The 15,781-nt window shown below is 69.4% G+C and carries 14 protein-coding genes; 10 read left to right on the top strand and 4 right to left on the bottom strand.

What is annotated here, in order from left to right:
- Nucleotides 1–61: 61 nt before the first annotated feature.
- Genes IEY30_RS08970 through IEY30_RS08955 form a run of 4 tightly spaced genes read left to right on the top strand, consistent with a single transcriptional unit; the run spans nucleotide 62 to nucleotide 4,141 of the window.
- A complete protein-coding gene (locus IEY30_RS08970) occupies nucleotides 62–1,201 on the top strand; it encodes an ABC transporter ATP-binding protein (RefSeq protein ID WP_043416053.1) in 1,140 nt (379 codons plus the stop codon).
- Nucleotides 1,202–1,224: 23 nt separating this feature from the next.
- Nucleotides 1,225–2,448 (top strand): ABC transporter substrate-binding protein, encoded by a 1,224-nt coding sequence (locus tag IEY30_RS08965; RefSeq protein ID WP_030194398.1) that lies wholly within the window; start codon nucleotides 1,225–1,227, stop codon nucleotides 2,446–2,448.
- A gap of 51 nt (nucleotides 2,449–2,499) precedes the next feature.
- Nucleotides 2,500–3,312 carry an ABC transporter permease gene (locus IEY30_RS08960; protein WP_030194400.1) on the top strand — a complete coding sequence of 271 codons (813 nt, stop codon included), beginning with the start codon at nucleotides 2,500–2,502 and terminating at the stop codon, nucleotides 3,310–3,312.
- Between the two features lie 10 nt (nucleotides 3,313–3,322).
- On the top strand, nucleotides 3,323–4,141 hold the full coding sequence (locus IEY30_RS08955; RefSeq protein WP_030194402.1) for an ABC transporter permease: 819 nt from the start codon (nucleotides 3,323–3,325) through the stop codon (nucleotides 4,139–4,141).
- A 9-nt stretch (nucleotides 4,142–4,150) separates the two neighbouring features.
- Here the strand turns inward: IEY30_RS08955 and IEY30_RS08950 are convergent, their stop codons facing one another.
- Nucleotides 4,151–4,984 (bottom strand): class I SAM-dependent methyltransferase, encoded by an 834-nt coding sequence (locus IEY30_RS08950; RefSeq protein ID WP_030194404.1) that lies wholly within the window; start codon nucleotides 4,982–4,984, stop codon nucleotides 4,151–4,153.
- 186 nt (nucleotides 4,985–5,170) lie between these two features.
- On the opposite strand from IEY30_RS08950, the gene IEY30_RS08945 reads away from it, so the two are divergent.
- Nucleotides 5,171–5,854, top strand: coding sequence for a winged helix-turn-helix transcriptional regulator (locus IEY30_RS08945; RefSeq protein WP_030194406.1), 684 nt, complete (start codon nucleotides 5,171–5,173; stop codon nucleotides 5,852–5,854).
- Nucleotides 5,855–5,875: 21 nt separating this feature from the next.
- Here the strand turns inward: IEY30_RS08945 and IEY30_RS08940 are convergent, their stop codons facing one another.
- Nucleotides 5,876–6,595 carry a DsbA family oxidoreductase gene (locus tag IEY30_RS08940; protein ID WP_030194408.1) on the bottom strand — a complete coding sequence of 240 codons (720 nt, stop codon included), beginning with the start codon at nucleotides 6,593–6,595 and terminating at the stop codon, nucleotides 5,876–5,878.
- Between the two features lie 302 nt (nucleotides 6,596–6,897).
- Here IEY30_RS08940 and IEY30_RS08935 point away from each other — a divergent pair, with 302 nt between their 5' ends.
- The 5 genes from IEY30_RS08935 to IEY30_RS08915 all read left to right on the top strand — a co-directional run bounded on the left by IEY30_RS08935 (nucleotide 6,898) and on the right by IEY30_RS08915 (nucleotide 13,059).
- Entirely contained in the window at nucleotides 6,898–7,914 is a 1,017-nt protein-coding gene (locus IEY30_RS08935; protein ID WP_229674915.1) for an ABC transporter permease, read from the top strand.
- Nucleotides 7,915–8,024: 110 nt separating this feature from the next.
- Nucleotides 8,025–9,758, top strand: a complete 1,734-nt coding sequence (locus IEY30_RS08930) for an ABC transporter substrate-binding protein (RefSeq protein WP_043416058.1) — start codon at nucleotides 8,025–8,027, stop codon at nucleotides 9,756–9,758.
- Between the two features lie 157 nt (nucleotides 9,759–9,915).
- Nucleotides 9,916–10,932: an ABC transporter permease gene (locus IEY30_RS08925; RefSeq protein ID WP_030194415.1), complete on the top strand. Its 1,017-nt coding sequence runs from the start codon at nucleotides 9,916–9,918 to the stop codon at nucleotides 10,930–10,932.
- Between the two features lie 40 nt (nucleotides 10,933–10,972).
- Nucleotides 10,973–12,025 carry an ABC transporter ATP-binding protein gene (locus IEY30_RS08920; RefSeq protein ID WP_043416064.1) on the top strand — a complete coding sequence of 351 codons (1,053 nt, stop codon included), beginning with the start codon at nucleotides 10,973–10,975 and terminating at the stop codon, nucleotides 12,023–12,025.
- Entirely contained in the window at nucleotides 12,022–13,059 is a 1,038-nt protein-coding gene (locus IEY30_RS08915) for an ABC transporter ATP-binding protein (RefSeq protein WP_043416066.1), read from the top strand. Before IEY30_RS08920 ends, IEY30_RS08915 begins: the two co-directional genes overlap by 4 nt.
- Before the next feature lie 148 nt (nucleotides 13,060–13,207).
- Here the strand turns inward: IEY30_RS08915 and IEY30_RS08910 are convergent, their stop codons facing one another.
- Nucleotides 13,208–14,221: a hemolysin family protein gene (locus tag IEY30_RS08910; protein ID WP_030194424.1), complete on the bottom strand. Its 1,014-nt coding sequence runs from the start codon at nucleotides 14,219–14,221 to the stop codon at nucleotides 13,208–13,210.
- On the bottom strand, nucleotides 14,218–15,765 hold the full coding sequence (locus IEY30_RS08905; protein ID WP_081920342.1) for a hemolysin family protein: 1,548 nt from the start codon (nucleotides 15,763–15,765) through the stop codon (nucleotides 14,218–14,220). The genes IEY30_RS08910 and IEY30_RS08905 overlap by 4 nt, the downstream gene beginning before the upstream one ends.
- Nucleotides 15,766–15,781: the final 16 nt, after the last annotated feature.

Here is a 15,781-nt window from a genome sequence, read left to right as displayed (position 1 = left end):
ACATATGGACCCATACGTTTTCCGTCCAGAAGCAACACCGACGACGACCAGAGGGGTTCGCATGGCTGCCCAGACGGCGACGGGCACTCCGGCCATCCGGCTGGACGGCCTGCGCAAGGACTTCGCCGGGACGCCTCCCGTGGTGGCCGTCCACGACGTCGACCTCGACGTCCGTGCCGGCGAGTTCTTCTCGATGCTCGGCCCCTCGGGCTCGGGCAAGACCACCGTGCTGCGGATGATCGCCGGCTTCGAGGAGCCCACGAGCGGCCGCATCGAGCTCGCCGGCGAGGACGTCACCCGGCGCCAGCCCTACGAGCGCGACGTCAACACCGTCTTCCAGGACTACGCCCTCTTCCCGCACATGAGCGTCGCCGAGAACGTCGAGTACGGCCTGCTCGTCAAGAAGGTCTCGCGCGCCGAGCGGCGCAGCCGGGTGGCCGAGGCGCTCGAGCAGGTGCGCCTGGGCGACCACGGGTCCCGGCGCCCCTCGCAGCTGTCCGGTGGGCAGCGCCAGCGGGTGGCGCTCGCCCGGGCGCTCGTCAACCGCCCGACCGTCCTGCTCCTCGACGAGCCGCTCGGCGCCCTCGACCTCAAGCTGCGCGAGCAGATGCAGGTCGAGCTCAAGGGCATCCAGCGCGACGTCGGCATCACCTTCCTCTTCGTCACGCACGACCAGGAGGAGGCGCTCACCCTCTCGGACCGCATCGCCGTCTTCAACGCCGGCCGCATCGAGCAGGTGGGCACGGCCCACGACGTCTACGAGAGCCCGGCCTCGGCGTTCGTCGCCGGCTTCGTCGGCACCTCGAACCTGTTGACGGGGGAGACCGCCCGCGCCGTGATGCGGCGCGACGGCTCCTTCGCCATCCGACCCGAGAAGGTCGCCGTCGTCCCCTCCGGGGCGCCCCTCGGCGGCCCGTCCGGCTCAACGGCCGACGGCGTGATGACCGCGGACGGGGTCCTCGAGGAGGTCGTCTACGGCGGTCCCGTCACGCGCTACGTGGTCGCCCTCGACGCCGGCGGCCGGCTCACCGCGCTGGAGCAGAACGCCGGGACCCGGCCCGACGCCGCGGCGCTGCACCGGGGCGCGCGCGTCACGCTCCACTGGCGACCCGACCACGTCATCGACGTGCCGGGACAGCCCTCACCCCAGTCCTCGTCAGCTCCCGAGCCCGCGTCGCTCGGCGGCCTGGCACAGCAGTAACCCACCAGATGAAGGAGATCGGCGTGCGCACGTCAAAGAAGTCCCTGCGCGGGACCGTCGGGACCGTCGCGGCCGTGGCCGTGCTCGCCCTGGCCGGATGCGGGAGCTCCACCCCGACCACCCCGGGCGGCAGCGCCGCGCCGGGCGGCATGCAGGTGCCCGACCTCAAGGCGCTCGACAAGCTCGGCACTCCCGAGGGTCAGGTCAACGTCCTCGCGTGGCCCGGCTACGTCGAGGACGGCAGCAACGACCCCAAGGTCGACTGGGTCAGCGACTTCGAGAAGTCGTCCGGCTGCACCGTCAACGTCAAGACCTTCGGCACGTCCGACGAGGCCGTGCAGCTGATGCGAACCGGCCAGTACGACACCGTCTCGGCCTCCGGCGACGCGACCCTGCGCCTCATCGCCGCGGGCGACGTCGAGCCCGTCAACACCTCGCTCATCCCGAACTACGCCGACATCTTCGACGCCCTCAAGATGAAGCCGTGGAACTCGGTGAACGGCGTCGCCTACGGCATCCCGCACGGCCGCGGCGCCAACCTGCTGATGTACCGCACCGACCTCGTCAAGCCCGCCCCCGACTCGTGGGCAGCCGTCTTCGACCAGGTCGGCGCGCAGAAGGGCAAGGTGACGGCATACGACTCGCCCATCTACATCGCGGACGCCGCGCTCTACCTCATGACGGCCAAGCCCGAGCTCGGCATCAAGGACCCCTACGCCCTCGACGAGAAGCAGCTCGCCGCAGCCGTCGACCTGCTCAAGGCGCAGAAGGCCAACATCAGCGAGTACTGGTCGGACTACCTCAAGGAGGTCCAGGCCTTCAAGAACGGCTCGACGACCATCGGCACGACGTGGCAGGTCATCGCCAACGTCGCGCAGGGCGAGAAGGCCCCGGTCGAGGCGGTGCTGCCCAAGGAGGGCGCCACCGGCTGGTCCGACACGTGGATGGTCGGCGCCAAGTCGAAGAACAAGACGTGCGCGTACAAGTTCATCGACCACATCGTCTCGCCCAAGGTCAATGCCCAGATCGCCGAGTACTTCGGTGAGGCCCCGGCCAACAAGAAGGCGTGCGCCGAGACGGCAGACCCCAACCACTGCAAGGTCTTCCACGCCGAGGACGAGGCCTACTTCTCCAAGGTCCGCTACTGGAACACGCCGATCACCGCGTGCCTCGACGGGCGCACCGACGTCAAGTGCACGGACTACGCGACGTGGACCAAGGCCTGGACCGAGATCCGCAACAGCTGACCCACCACCAGCACCACCACACGAACCACCACCCGCACCGAGGAGGCGACGATGAGACACCGCGCAGGGCTCGCAGCACTGCTGGGGCCGCCGATGCTGTGGCTCGTCGTCGTCTACCTCGGCGCGCTGGCGGTCATCTTCGCGACGGCGTTCTGGACGACCGACCCGTTCACCAACCTCGTCCTGCGCACCTTCACGCTCGAGAACTTCCGTGAGCTGCTCACTCCGACCTACCTCGGCATCATCGGTCGGACCCTGCTCATCGCCGTGCTCGTCACCGTGCTGTGCATGGTCATCGCGATCCCCTTCGCCTTCTTCATGGCCAGGGTCGCGCCCCGCCGGTACCGCGGGCTGCTCCTCGCCGCCGTCCTCGTGCCGCTCTGGGCCAGCTACCTCGTCAAGGCCTACGCGTGGCGCACGATGCTCCAGCCCGAGGGGGTCATCGACAGCACCTTCGGGGCCACGCCGGGCTTCGGCCTGACCGCGGTCGTGCTGACCCTGACCTACCTGTGGCTGCCGTACATGGTCCTGCCGGTGTATGCCGCGTTCGAGCGGCTGCCCGAGAGCCACCTCGAGGCGAGTGCCGACCTCGGCGGGCGTCCGTGGACGACCTTCCGGCGCGTCGTGCTGCCCTCGCTCCTACCGGCCGTCGCGGCGGGATCGGTCTTCACCTTCTCCCTCTCGCTCGGCGACTACATCGCGGTGCAGATCATCGGGGGCAAGCTGCAGGTGCTCGGCACGGCGGTGCTCCAGAACATCACGCTCGACCTGCCCTTCGCCGCGGCGCTCGGCACGGCATCGGTCGTGATCATGGTCCTCTACCTGCTCGCCGTGCGGCGCACGGGCGCGCTCGAGAACCTGTGAAGGGGCCTCGATGAGACTCGGACGTGGCGCGAAGCTCGCGCTGACCGCCTTCGCGACCGTCGTGCTGACGTTCGTCTACGTGCCGCTCCTCGTCGTGGGGGTGAACTCCTTCAACAGCGACCGCACCTTCGGCTGGCCCCCGCCGGGCTTCACGACGAAGTGGTGGGAGGCCGCCCTGCAGGCGCAGGGCCCCCGGGACGCGCTGCTCACCTCCGTCAAGGCGGGCCTGGGCGCGACCGCGATCGCCCTCGTGCTCGGGACGTTGCTGGCGCTCGCGCTGGCCCGCTACGACTTCTTCGGCAAGCACGCGGTCTCGATCCTCGTCGTGCTGCCCATCGCGCTGCCCGGCATCGTCACGGGTGTCGCCCTGCAGTCGGTGATCCAGAACGTCCTCGGGCCCGTCTTCGGCATCGGGGCGGGCCTCTTCACGATCATCGTCGGCCACGCGACCTTCTGCATCGTCATCGCGTTCAACAACGTGACCGCCCGGCTGCGGCGCCTCGGTGGGTCGCTCGAGCAGGCGTCGGCCGACCTCGGTGCGCGTCCGTTCACGACCTTCCGCCGCGTCACGTTCCCGCTGCTGCGCTCGAGCCTGCTCGCGGGAGCCCTGCTCGCCTTCGCGCTGAGCTTCGACGAGATCGTCGTCACGACCTTCACCGCCGGCCCCGAGAGCCAGACCCTCCCGATCTGGATCTTCAACAACCTCTTCCGGCCCAATCAGGCTCCGGTCGTCAACGTCGTCGCCGTCGTCCTCATCGTGCTCTCGGTCATCCCGGTCTGGCTCGCCCAGCGGCTCGGCGGGGCGGACGCGGCCGAGAGCCGTCTCTGACCGACCGGGTCAGGAGCGCAGGGCGGTGACGAGGAGGTACTCCCGGCCCATCTGCCCCGCGCCGTCGAGGTGGTCACGCGCGAGGTCGGCCAGCGCGGCGTCGAGCGCCGCGACCTTGTCCGTGTCGTCGGAGATGCCGCGGTAGGTGGCGATCGTCGGTCCGTACGTTCGCTTGAAGAAGTCGCGGAACGCTTCCGGTCGGTCGAAATGCACTGGGAGCACACGCTTCTCAGCCGTCAGGTCCACGACGCGGTCGCCGAGCAGGTCGCGCACGTGCGCCTCGTCGCCCCACAGCGGGGGAGGCTGGGCGCCGGGAGGCGGGGACGCGGCATACGGCTCCATCACGGCGAACATCCGCCCGATGAATCCGTCGGGTGTCCAGCTCGCGAGCCCGATCGTGGCGCCCGGGCGGGCGACGCGGACGAGCTCGTCCGCCGCGGCCGCGTGGTGCGGCGCGAACATGACGCCCACGCACGACATCACGACGTCGAACGACGCGTCCGCGAACGGCAGCGCCTCGGCGTCCCCCTGCTTCCACTCGAGCCGGATTCCGGCCTCGTCGGCGACCTGTCGTCCCACGTCGAGCAGCGCCGGCGAGAGGTCGCTGGCCACGACGTGGGCGCCGGTGCGCGCGGTCGGGATCGCGGCGTTGCCCGTGCCGGCGGCCACGTCGAGGACGTCCTGACCGGCGGTGACGTGGCACGCGTCGACGAGGACGCGGCCGAGCTCCGGGATGCCCTCCCGGGCCACGGCCGCGTAGTCGCCGAGCGCCCACAGCGCGGCGTGGCGCGCCTTGAGCTCTGCGTCGGCGGTGGCTGCCGGCGTCTGGGTGTGCGTGGTCATGCTCGTCCCTCCATCGGTGGCGGGCCGCTGCGGCCCGGGGCCCCTGAGGGGCCGTCCGTCCAGAGTCCGACGAGCGCAGGTGGCCGCTCCAGCACACGTTGTGGACTGTCGTGGTCCACGTTCGGGACCGATACTGAGGCGGTGGGCCGCGGCAACGACGGCGGCGGTCCCTGACCGGAGGTGGGGATGGGACGACACGATCCCGGGGCAGGTCAGTACTGCCCGATCTCGCGGACGCCGGACGTCGTGGGGGAGCGGTGGTCGCTGCTCATCCTGGGCGACATGATGACCGGCACGACGCGCTTCAACGACCTCGCGCGTGGACTGCCCGGGCTCTCGCGCACGCTCCTGACGAAGCGGCTGCGCCACCTCGAGCGGTTCGGCGTCGTCGAGCGCTCGGGCGCACGCTACGTGCTGACGCCGTCGGGCCGGGCCCTCGAGCCGGTCGTCTTCGGCCTGGCCCGGTGGGGAGCGGACTGGATGTTCGGCGACCCGCAGCCGGAGGAGCTCGACGCGCAGCTGCTCGTCTGGTGGATGCACACGCGCGTCGACACCTCGGGGCTCGTCGGCGAGCGCCACGTGCTGCACCTGCGGTGCGTCGACGACGCCCGACGCTTCTGGATCCTCGTCGAGCACGGCAGCCCGTCGGTGTGCATGAGCGATCCCGGCTTCCCCGTGGACGTGACGGTCAGCAGCGACGTCGGGTCGTTGTATGCCGTGTGGCTCGGCCGTCTGCCGCTGCCCGTCGCGCTGCGGTCGGGGCGCGTACACGTCGACGGGGCGACGACGGTGACGCGGCGGCTCGACGAGGTGCTCCGGCTCAGTCCGGTGGCGCCGTTCGTGGCGGCCGCGGGGGCCCGACCGGCCTGAGCCGGCAGGCGTGGCGGGCTGCTAGACGGCGCAGCCGTCCGGCCCGCAGGCCATGTCCGAGCCGCCGGCCGTGCTGTCGGCCAGGGGCTGCACCATCTGCAACGGGTGCGTGTCGCGCCAGGCCTGTTCGAGGGCCTGCGTGAAGAGCTCGGTCGGTTGGGCGCCGGAGATACCGTACGTGTCGTCCAGCACGAAGAACGGAACGCCTCTGATGCCGAGCGAGCTCGCGGCCGTGATGTCGGCGACGACGGCGTCCCGCCACGTGTGCGTCTGCAGGTCGCGGGCGATCTCGCCGCTGTCGAGCCCGGCCTCGACACCGATGCGCACGAGCACGTCGCGGTCACCGATGTCCTCGCCGTGCTCGAAGTGGGCCGAGAGCAGGGCCTCCTTGACGCGGTCGCCGACTCCGTGGGCCTTGGCCAGATGGAGCAGCTCGTGGCCGGCGAAGCTGTTGGCGACGACGACCGACCCGAAGTCGTAGCGCAGGCCCTCCTCGGCCGCGATCGCGGTCACCTGGTCGAACATCCCGCGCACCTGCTCGCGCGACATGCCCTTGCGGTCCACGAGGTAGTCGAGCTCGGTGCCCTCGTGGTGGTCCGGGAGGGTCGGGTCGAGCTGGTAGCTGCGCCAGTGGACCTCCACGTCGCCCCGGTGGGGGAAGGCGGCGAGGGCCTTCTCGAAGCGGCGCTTGCCGATGTAGCACCACGGGCAGGCGATGTCGGACCAGATCTCCACCTTCATGCAACGCTCAACCGTCCGGGGGGCAGTTTGCTTCCCGGGAGTCGAGGCCATGGACGTCGGGTTCCGGGGTGCCTCCCGTCGGGCCTGTCGCGCCCGGCGCCGGCCGCCCGCGTTCCACATTGCGAGACGGTAACGGTTCGGATTCAGCCGGGGGCCAACTTCGAGGTTTCGGCCGAAGTGCCTTTCACGGGGGCCTCCGGTGCGTTAGCGTCCCCGAAGCGAGATGCAGCCACGGCGGCGGTCGGGACCGAAACCAGGTCCGGCGACGACCGCCTGAACGACGAGAATCGAGGTGCGAGGTCGTGTCGGAGATCCATCGGGACGTCGAGTTCGGTGCGGGGACGGCGACCGAGACGTTCGACCTCGAGCAGGAGCCCGCGGCCAAGAAGATCGAGGGCCGCACACCGTGGCAGCTGGCCCGCGCGCGTCTGCGCCGCGACAAGCTCTCGATGATCGCGCTGACGGTCGCCTCCCTCGTGGTGCTCATGGCCGTGCTGGCGCCGATCCTCGATGCGGTCGGCATCCTCAAGCCCAACGACTTCAACCCCGAGCTCATCGACCCGGCCCTCGGCGGCTACCCCCGCGGTGCCTTCGGCGGCATGTCCTGGAGCCACCCCCTCGGTGTGGAGCCCGGTACCGGCCGCGACACGCTGTCGCGCGTCGTGCTCGGCCTGACGTTCTCGCTCATCGTGGCCATCAGCGCGACCCTCATCGCCGTCGTCGTCGGCACGGTGCTCGGGCTCATCGCCGGCTTCCTCGGGCACTGGGCCGACTGGGGCATCTCCCGCTTCGCGGACATGGTGCTGGCCTTCCCGGTGACCCTGATGCTGCTGGCCCTGTCAGGCATGTTCATCGAGCTCATAGGCAGGGTGGTCCCCAACGACAACGTTGCCACGGGCCTCTACATCATCTTCGTGCTCGGCTTCTTCGGCTGGCCGACCTTCGCCCGCATCATCCGGGGCCAGGTGCTGTCGATGAGGGAGCGCGAGTTCATCGAGGCCGCGCGCAGCCTCGGCGCGTCCAACCGCAGGATCTACTTCAAGGAGCTCCTGCCCAACCTGTGGGCGCCCATCCTCGTCTACGGCACGCTCGTCCTGCCGGCCTACGTGTCGGCCGAGGCTGCGCTGTCCTTCCTCGGGGTCGGCATCAAGCCCCCCACGCCGACGCTCGGCAACATCCTGGCCAACTCGGTCAACTACGCCTCGAGCGTCCCGATCTTCTTCCTCGTCCCAGGTCTGGCGATCGCCACGGTCGTCCTGAGCTTCAACCTGCTCGGCGACGGACTGCGTGACGCCCTCGACCCGAAGGCGGACCGATGATGCCTCCAGCCCCAGCTTCTGCACAGGCGCAGGCACATGGAAGATTGCCCTCGGCAACCGCCCGAGGGTGGGAGCGCCGTTACATCGGTGCGTTTCGTCAAAGGAGTGGTATGAGCAGCAGGAAGAGGACTACGGCCCTCGCAGCTCTGGGGGTCGCCTCCGTGCTCGGAGTTTCCGCGTGCGGCGGGGGTGGCACCACCGGTGGCACGACCTCCGGGTCCAATGCGGCGGGGGGCGCCCAGAAGGGCGGCACGATCTACTGGCTCACGAAGCGTCCGGCCGAGCACATGGACCCGCAGCGCACCTACATCGGGCGCGACATCTTCAACCAGCAGCGTCTCGTCTACCGCGGCCTGCTCCAGTTCCCGTCGGGCAAGTCGGGCGCGGACGCCATCGTTCCCATCCCCGACGTCGCCACCGACGCGGGCAAGAGCGAGGACGGCGGCAAGAAGTGGACGTTCACCATCAAGGACGGCGTCAAGTGGGAGGACGGCAAGCCGACCACGTGTGAGGACTTCAAGTACGGCTTCTCGCGCAACTTCGCCACGGACGTCCTCACCGGTGGACCCTCGATCTACCCGCTCAACTACCTGCCGTCGGTCGCCAAGGCCTACAAGGGCCCGTACCTCAAGACCGGCCAGGACGTCTACGACAAGGCCGTCACGTGCAACGGCAACGTGCTGACGTTCAACTTCGAGAAGCCCTGGGCCGACTTCCCCCAGGCCGTCGCGGGTCTGAACTTCGCTGCTCCGTTCCGCCAGGACAAGGACCAGGGCGACAAGAACAACTTCGTCATCTTCTCCAACGGCCCCTACAAGGCCCAGGGTGGCAAGTGGACGAAGGGCACGGGCGCGACGTTCGTGCGCAACGACCAGTACGACCCGAAGACCGACGGCAACCGCCAGGCGAACCCGGACAAGTTCGTGTTCACCGAGGGTCTGACCAACGAGATCATCACCCAGCGCCTCATCGCCGACGGTGGCAACGACAAGTACGCCATCACGGACCGCTCCATCCCGCCGGCCTTCTACAACCAGATCACCGGTGCGGTCGAGAAGCGTGCGACGAACGTCCCCTCGCCGTACACGTTCTACATCCTGCCGAACTTCAACAAGATGAAGAACCTCAAGGTCCGCCAGGCCCTGGCCATGTCGACCGACCGCTCGGGCTACATCAACGCGCTGGGTGGCGCCAAGGCCGCGACGCTCGCCAAGAGCCTCGTCGCCCCGGACCTGCCCGGCTACAAGGAGAACCCGGCCTTCACGATGCCCCCGGCCGGCGACCCCGCCGCGGCGAAGAAGCTCCTCCAGGAAGCCGGCGTCGCGATGCCGTACCCGATCACGTACACCTACCAGGGTGGCACGCCGACCAGCGACAACGCTGCTGCGGCCCTGAAGTCCGGCTGGGACAAGGCCGGCTTCAGCGTCAAGCTCGCGCCGCTGACCGACACGTACTACGACGTGATCCAGAACCCGGCGAACAACTCGTTCGACGTCACCGAGGGTGGCTGGGGTGCTGACTACCCGTCCATCTTCACGGTTCTGCCGGCGCTGTTCGACTCCCGCATCAACCTGACGGGCAAGTCCAACGGCCAGGACTACGGCAACTACAAGAACCCCGAGGCCGAGAAGATCATGGACGAGGCTGCGGCCGCGCCGAACCAGGACGCCGCCAACGCCAAGTGGCAGCAGCTCGACGAGTTCCTGGGCAAGGACGTCGCCTACATCCCGAACTACATCCAGAACTTCTACTTCCTGCACGGTTCTGGTGTCGGCAACTACAACCAGAACCCGGCCGTCAGCATGTTCCCGGACCTGGGCGTCATCAGCGTCAACAAGTCCTGACAAGACCGGACGGTGCAACGGCTCTGAGATGAGCTGACGCACCGGGTGGGGGGCGGCCGAGCCCGCCCCCCACCTTTTCCGGTGCTCAGCCACCGGTCCCACTCGCCTCACCCTTACTACCGGAAGGACGAGCCCCCTTCGGGGGGCGACCTCGCACATGTTCGCGTACATCGTCCGCAGAGTGGCTGCGGGCATGGTCATGATCCTGGCCATGTCGCTCGTCACGATGGTGCTGTTCTTCGCCAGTCCCGTCGACCCGGCGCGCTACACGTGCGGGAAGAACTGCACTCCGGAGCTCCTCGAGCAGAACCGCAAGGCGCTCGGCTACGACCAGCCGGTCCTGTCCTACTGGGTGGACTTCACCAAGGGCATCTTCGTCGGGAGCGAGTTCCCGAAGGACCCCGCGCTGAAGAAGTCCGCCCCCGAGACGATCGCCGACTGCCCGGCCCCGTGCTTGGGCTACTCGCCGCAGTCGAGCCGACCTGTCCGCGACATCATCGTCGAGAAGCTTCCGGTCTCGGCCTCGCTGGCCATCGCGGCCTTCATCATGTGGATGATCGCCGGCGTCGGACTCGGCATCGTGGCCGCGCTGCGGAAGGGGACACTGGTCGACCGCGCCATCGTCGGCAGCGCCCTGGTGTTCTATGCCTTCCCCACGTTCTTCATCGGACTCGGGCTCTACGTCTTCCTCGCGCTCAAGTGGGGCATCGTCCCGGTCCCGGCCTACACCTCGATCGCCGACGGCGGCGTCGGCTTGTGGCTGCAGGGGCTCCTGCTGCCCGCCTTGACGCTCGCGCTCGTCTACATCGCGGGCTACATCCGCCTCACCCGCGCCTTCGTGCTCGAGGCCAAGGGCGAGGACTACCTCCGGACCGCCCAGGCCAAGGGCCTGAAGTCCGGACGGATCCTCTTCAAGCACACGCTCCGAGGCGCGTTGACGCCGATCGCCACGGTCGCGGGTCTGGACCTCGGTGGCCTGCTGGGTGGCACCATCATCACCGAGCAGGTGTTCAACTACGACGGACTCGGTCGGACCGCGGTCATGGCGGCCACGACCTACGACCTCCCGGTCACGGTCGGCATCGTGCTCGTGGCCGCGACGTTCGTCATCACCGCCAACATCGTGGTCGACGTGCTGTACGCGGTCATCGACCCGCGCGTGAAGTACAGCTGACCTGGACCCGGCCGCTGCACCATCAAGGATTGGACAACGCATGAGCACCTGGGTGCCCACCGAGGGGACGAGCGAGGCACTGCTCTCCGTACGCGACCTCAAGGTGACCTTCCCGACCGAGGACGGACTCGTCAAGGCCGTCGACGGACTCACCTTCGACCTCAACGCCGGCGAGACGCTCGGAATCGTGGGCGAGTCCGGCTCGGGCAAGTCCGTCACGAGCCAGGCCATCATGGGCCTGCACCGCGGCACCCGGGCGAAGGTCGAGGGCAGCATCGGCTTCGAGGGCAGGGACCTGCTCAAGCTCGAGGACGAGGAGCTGCGGGTCATGCGCGGCCGCGACATCGCGATGATCTTCCAGGACCCGCTCTCGGCCCTGCACCCGTACTACACGGTGGGCAACCAGATCGTCGAGGCCTACAAGATCCACCACGGCAAGACCTCCAAGTCGGCGGCGCGTGCGCACGTCATCGACATGCTCGAGCGGGTCGGCATCCCCAACCCCCAGAAGCGCATCGACCAGTATCCCCACGAGTTCTCGGGCGGCATGCGTCAGCGCGCGATGATCGCCATGGCCCTGGTCAACAACCCGCGCCTCGTCATCGCCGACGAGCCGACGACGGCGCTCGACGTCACGGTGCAGGCCCAGATCCTGGACCTGCTCATGGACCTCCAGAAGGAGATGAACTCGGCGATCATCATCATCACCCACGACCTCGGGGTGGTGGCCGAGATGGCCGACAAGATCATGGTCATGTACGGCGGCAAGGCGGTCGAGGGCGGCACGGCCGACCAGACCTTCTACTCGGCCGAGCATCCCTACACCTGGGGTCTGCTGCAGTCGATGCCCCGCATCGACCGGGAGCGCCTCGAGCGCCTTCAGCCCATCCCCGGCAACCCCCCGTCGCTCATCAGCCCTCCCTCCGGCTGTGCCTTCCACCCCCGCTGTGCCTACCGCGACGACGAGAACCTCGGCTGTTCGACCATCGTTCCCGAGTTCGACGTGCAGGACTGGCACCCCGTGCGGTGCCTCATCCCGGCGCCGAAGCGCAAGGCGATCTTTGACACGGAGATTAGGACGCCCTCATCGTGACCACCACCCACCCTGAGTCCGACGTGATCCTCGAGGTCAAGGACCTCCAGAAGCACTTCCCGACGCGCACCTCCGGCATCATCCGCCGGGCGTCCGATCCGGTGAAGGCCGTGGACGGCATCTCGTTCACGGTCCGCCGCGGAGAGACCCTCGGCCTCGTCGGGGAGTCCGGCTGCGGCAAGTCCACGGCCGGCCGCACGATGCTGCAGCTGCTCGAGCCGACGGGTGGCTCGATCCACTACAACGGCCGCGACATCACGGGCGCCCATGGCAATGACCTGCGCAAGCTGCGCACCGAGATGCAGATGGTCTTCCAGGACCCCTACGGCTCGCTCAACCCGCGCCAGACCATCGGCACCATCGTCGCCGCGCCGTTCGACATCCAGGGGATCACACCGAAGGGTGGCGTCAAGGCCGAGGTGCAGAGCCTCATGGAGCGCGTGGGCCTCAACCCGGAGCACTACAACCGCTACCCGCACGAGTTCTCGGGCGGCCAGCGCCAGCGCATCGGCATCGCGCGCGCCGTGGCGCTGCGCCCGAAGCTCATCGTGTGCGACGAGCCCGTGTCGGCCCTCGACGTGTCGATCCAGGCCCAGGTGGTCAACCTGCTCGAGGACCTCCAGGCCGAGTACGACCTCACCTACGTCTTCGTGGCCCACGATTTGTCGGTGATCCGCCACATCAGCGACCGCGTGGCGGTGATGTACCTCGGCAAGTTCATGGAGGTCGCCGACCGCGACGAGCTCTACTCCAACCCGCTCCACCCCTACACGCAGGCCCTGCTCTCGGCCGTGCCGATCCCGGACCCGCGCAAGGAGAACAAGCGCGAGCGCATCCTGCTCAAGGGTGACCTGCCTTCGCCGATCAACCCGCCGTCGGGCTGCGTCTTCCACACGCGCTGCCCCCGGTTCCGCGAGGAGCTCAGCGACACCGAGCGCAAGCGGTGCACCACCGAGATCCCGCTGGTGCAGAAGATCGGCGACCACGAGGTCGCGTGCCACTTCGCCGGACCGTCCAAGGTCGAGGTGCTCTGACCCGCCCCTGCACGGATCGGCCCGATGGGCTGCGTGACGGTGCGGCGTCCGGTGGGGTGATCACCCCACCGGACGCCGCACCATCTGCGTCACCGCCGGAGACACCGCCGGAAACACGCCCGAAGGGACGAAGGCTCCCGGCGCGACGTCACCCGTCGGTCTCGTCGTCGAAGCGGCCGAGCACGCGTTCGAGCAGGTCCTCCATCGACACGAGACCCACCGGTCCGGACGGACCGTCGACGAGGACGAGCTGCGCGTGCTGCGCCCGCATCGTCGACACCGCATCGAGGAGCGACAGGCCCTCGTCGACGTGGACGGCAGGTGCCGTGACCGTCGTGACGGGGGAGCCGGGGACGGCCCGCACGATGTCCCGCACGTGCACGATGCCCAACGGGGTGTCGCCCTCGAGGACGACGAGCCGCGAACGGCCGGTGTCGCGCGAGACGGCCTCCGCCTCGGCGCAGGTCGCGGCCGCGTCGACCGAGACGAACCGCTCGCGCGGCACCACGACGTCGGTCAGCGGTGTCGTGTCGAGGTCGATGGCGCCGGCGAGCACGCGGTGCTCGGGCTCGGCCAGCATGCCGTGGTCCTTCGAGCTGGCGATGAGCAGCTGCAGCTCCTTGGGCCCGTGGACCTGGCCGAGCTCGTCCTGCGCGGTGACGCCGACGAGGCGCAGGCACCCGTTGGCCATCGCGTTCAGCACGCTGAGCGCGGGACGCATCACCCACGCGAACCCGCGGAAGGGGAGGGCGAGCAGCACGGCAGACCGCTCGGGGTGGGCGATGGCCCACGACTTGGGCGCCATCTCGCCGACGACCATGTGCAGGAAGACGACGATGCCGACGGCCAGGACGACGGAGACGACGTAGGCCGCGGCGTCGGGGACGCGCACGAAGGTGAACACCGGCGTCAGCAGCTCGGCCACGGCGGGCTTGGCGAGCGAGCCGAGCCCCAGGGTGCACAGAGTGATGCCGAGCTGGGCGCCCGCGAGCATGAGCGAGAGCTCACGGCTGCCGCGGACGGCGGCCCGGGCTGCGACGCTGCCGCGCTCGGCGAGCACCTCGAGCCGGTGCCGCTTGCTGGCGACGAGGGCGAACTCGGCGGCGACGAAGAACGCGTTGAGGACGAGGAGCAGGAGCGAGACGAGCAGGGCGGTGGTCATCGGCCGGCCTCCGTCGTGACATCGGTGCCGGCGGCATCGTCGGGAGCGTTGTCGACGTCGAGGCTCTCGAGGTCGGACATGAGGTCGAGCACCTCGACCCGCACCCACGACGGGACGTGGCGCTCCACGGCCTCGACCGTGAGGCGCACCGAGACGGGCAGGTGACGGGTCTCGTGGTCGTGGTGGTCGTGGTGGTCGTGGTGGTCGTGGTGGTCGTGGTGGTCGTGGTGGTCGTCACGCGGTTCGGCGGGTTCGCCTGTGTCGGAGTCGGACCCGTCCTCGCCGAACCGGTCGTGCGCGACCTCGCGGCGTGCCTCGAGGTGCACCTCGTCACCGGTCACGGCCGTGCGGCCGAGGTCCTCGAGGATGAGCCCGCTGATGGTGGAGTACTCGTCACTGCTCGCCAGCCGCAGGTCGGTGGCGGTGTCGAGCTCGTCGAGGCGCAGGTGCCCGGGGACGCGCCAGGTGTCCGGGGCGGTCTCGACGACGCCCGGCTCGGGCGCGTCGCCCTCGTCGAGGATCTCGCCGACGACCTCCTCGGCGATGTCCTCGAAGGTGACGATGCCGGCGAAGCCGCCGTGCTCGTCGACGACGACGGCCAGCTGGCGGTGGTCGGCGCGGATCTGCTCGAGGACGCGGGGGAGCGGTGCGCTCGTCGGCACGACGGTGGCCTCCGACACGACCGAGCCGACGAGGGTGGTCGACCGGCGCTCCGGCGGGGTGGAGAGCACCTCGGCGATGCCGGCGACCCCGACGATGTCGTCGCCGTCACGGCCCGTGACCGGGAAGCGGGACCATCCGGTGTCGAGCAGGTCGACGAGGTCGGCGACCGTCGCGTCGGCGTGCACCGTGGTGACCCGCACGCGGGGCGTCATGACGTCCCCGGCGTCGAGCTCACGGAATCGCAGGCCGCCCTCGAGCACGTCGGAGAGGTCGTCGTCGAGCAGGCCCCCGGCATGGGACTCGTCGATGATCCTGGTCAGGTCCTCGGCCGTGGCGCCCTGCTCGAGCTCCTCGACGGGCTCGATGCCGACCTTGCGCAGCAGCGTCGTCGACGCACGGTCGAACAGGCGCACGACCGGGCCGGCGAGCTTGAGGTAGACGAGGGTCGAGCGGCTCAGCGACCGGGCGAGCGGCACGGTGCGGGCGATGGCGAGGTTCTTCGGGGCGAGCTCGCCGAAGACCATCTGGACGACGGTCGAGAAGACGAGGACCGCGGTGACCGACAGGCTGAGGCGGGCGGCATACGACATCGAGGGGTCGAGCAGCTCGGCGATGCCGGCGCCGACGAGTGGTTCGGATACGTAGCCCACGAGGAGGGCGGTCACCGTGATCCCGAACTGCGCGGCCGAGAGTGTGAAGGACAGCTGCGAGGTGACGCGCAGGGCGCGTTCCGCGGGGGCGTCGCCGTCGGCTGCGAGCTGGCGTAGGGCGTTGCGGTCGACCGCGACGTAGGCGAACTCCTGGGCCACGAAGTAGCCCGTCGCCGCCGTCAGGGCGAGGATCAGCAGGACCCCGACGCCGATGCCCAGGGCGGTGCTCATGCGATCACCACGCGGG

The organism is Terrabacter tumescens (assembly GCF_014646815.1).
GTDB lineage: Bacteria > Actinomycetota > Actinomycetes > Actinomycetales > Dermatophilaceae > Terrabacter > Terrabacter tumescens.
This window is presented reverse-complemented; position numbering and strand designations above follow the sequence as displayed.

Bases quoted from the DNA above. Each gene is read 5' to 3' on its own strand.
- IEY30_RS08925 (WP_030194415.1), top strand. From the start codon at position 9,916: ATGTTCGCGTACATCGTCCGCAGAGTGGCTGCGGGCATGGTCATGATC.
- IEY30_RS08950 (WP_030194404.1), bottom strand. From the start codon at position 4,984: ATGACCACGCACACCCAGACGCCGGCAGCCACCGCCGACGCAGAGCTC.
- IEY30_RS08945 (WP_030194406.1), top strand. From the start codon at position 5,171: ATGGGACGACACGATCCCGGGGCAGGTCAGTACTGCCCGATCTCGCGG.
- IEY30_RS08905 (WP_081920342.1), bottom strand. From the start codon at position 15,765: ATGAGCACCGCCCTGGGCATCGGCGTCGGGGTCCTGCTGATCCTCGCC.
- IEY30_RS08955 (WP_030194402.1), top strand. From the start codon at position 3,323: ATGAGACTCGGACGTGGCGCGAAGCTCGCGCTGACCGCCTTCGCGACC.
- IEY30_RS08940 (WP_030194408.1), bottom strand. From the start codon at position 6,595: ATGAAGGTGGAGATCTGGTCCGACATCGCCTGCCCGTGGTGCTACATC.
- IEY30_RS08970 (WP_043416053.1), top strand. From the start codon at position 62: ATGGCTGCCCAGACGGCGACGGGCACTCCGGCCATCCGGCTGGACGGC.
- IEY30_RS08930 (WP_043416058.1), top strand. From the start codon at position 8,025: ATGAGCAGCAGGAAGAGGACTACGGCCCTCGCAGCTCTGGGGGTCGCC.
- IEY30_RS08910 (WP_030194424.1), bottom strand. From the start codon at position 14,221: ATGACCACCGCCCTGCTCGTCTCGCTCCTGCTCCTCGTCCTCAACGCG.
- IEY30_RS08920 (WP_043416064.1), top strand. From the start codon at position 10,973: ATGAGCACCTGGGTGCCCACCGAGGGGACGAGCGAGGCACTGCTCTCC.
- IEY30_RS08960 (WP_030194400.1), top strand. From the start codon at position 2,500: ATGAGACACCGCGCAGGGCTCGCAGCACTGCTGGGGCCGCCGATGCTG.